General features: G+C 70.7%; 1 protein-coding gene. It reads right to left on the bottom strand.

Going from position 1 to position 1,339, the window contains the following annotated elements:
• Positions 1–176: 176 nt before the first annotated feature.
• A partial coding sequence (locus EV643_RS43925) for a transposase (protein WP_238166229.1) occupies positions 177–1,339 on the bottom strand: 1,163 nt, incomplete at its 5' end.

The following is a 1,339-nucleotide window of genomic DNA, read 5'->3' as shown; positions in this document are numbered from 1 at the left end:
CTAGGAGGCCGCTGAAATAGGTGCGTTTCCGGGTCGGTCTCGACGGACGGGTTTGGGTCGAGCGGGTCGGTTTCAGTGGTTTGGGGTCGTCGCAGGGTGTGTGCGGCCCGGTGGTCGGGTCGTGTGTGCCGGGGGGAGCGCTGGATTCTAGGCGGTGGTGTGCCTGCGTGGCCGGTTCAGGCGGTGGCGAGGGTCCAGGTGCCGGTGGTGCGGGTCAGCCCTCGGCCGATGAGGTTGCGCAGGTTGAGGGCGGCGGTGCGGCGTTTGAGCCAGGCGTTGTTCTTGGCGGTGCCGCGGTAGCGGAGTTTGACGCGGCGCCCGCCTTGGCTGGCGATCTGGGCTATGACCCGTTCCACGTTGGGCCGGAAGGTGCGGTAGTCCTGGCGCAGGTCCGGCTTGCCGGACCAGTCGCGGCGTGCCTGGCGCAGCAGTGAGTCGCGGTTGTGCAGGTGGAGTATGCGGCCGTTCTTGGCTGTGGTGCAGCGGGTCCGCAGCGGGCAGTCGCGACACAGCACACCGAAGACCACGGCTCGTTTCTTGGTGATCGCCCGGGTGTGCCCGGCCGGGCAGCGGGCCTGGCCGGACGCCTCGTCCACGGTGAAGTCGTCGATGGTGAAACCGCCCTCGATCGGGGCTTTCACCGGGCCGGGTTTGATCACCGCCGCATGCCCGGCGTCGTCGATGGCGCCCCGCAGATCGCCTGTGCCGTAAGCGGAATCGCCATACCACTCACGCGGCTCGGTCTCGGCGTCGAGGAAGTTCTCGGCCACGGCGGCGTCGCTGTTGTCGGCCCCGGCGGCCGGGGTGAGCGCCTCGTCGGTGATGATCGCGGTCTCCGGTTCGGCCGCCACGTGCGCGCGATACCCGTCGCGGGTGTTGCGTGGCGACTTGCGGGTATGCCGGGCGTCGGGGTCCACCGTGGAGATCACCCGCTCCGGCGCGACCCGTCGCGCGATGCGCCACCGCCCGTCGGTGCCGTCGCTGCCCTCGGCCGGCTCGACGTCCTGACCGGCGATCAACGCCAGCAACGCCACCACATTCTCGGCATCGTCGTCCAACTCCGTCCCGCTCAGGGCATCGACCAGCGCGTTCGCGTCGTTGACCAGCGCCGACACCAGCGCCTCCCGTGCGGCCGGATCGTCCCAGTCGATCGTCGGCTTGCCCGGCTGGGAGTAGTCGTGGCCGGTGCACACCGCCGCGATCTGCTCGGCCGCGCCGGGCACCTGCCGCCCGACCCGGCGGACCACCGAGATCAGCTGAGTGACCGTGTCCTGAGTGGCCACCGCGTCGTCGAGGATGGTCGAATCCACCGCCCGCCTCGACCGGCCCCGCACCACCC

The organism is Kribbella caucasensis, from assembly GCF_004361855.1.
GTDB classification, from domain to species: domain Bacteria; phylum Actinomycetota; class Actinomycetes; order Propionibacteriales; family Kribbellaceae; genus Kribbella; species Kribbella caucasensis.
The sequence above is the reverse complement of the archived record's forward strand: the minus strand, read 5'-3'. Positions and strand labels throughout refer to the sequence as shown.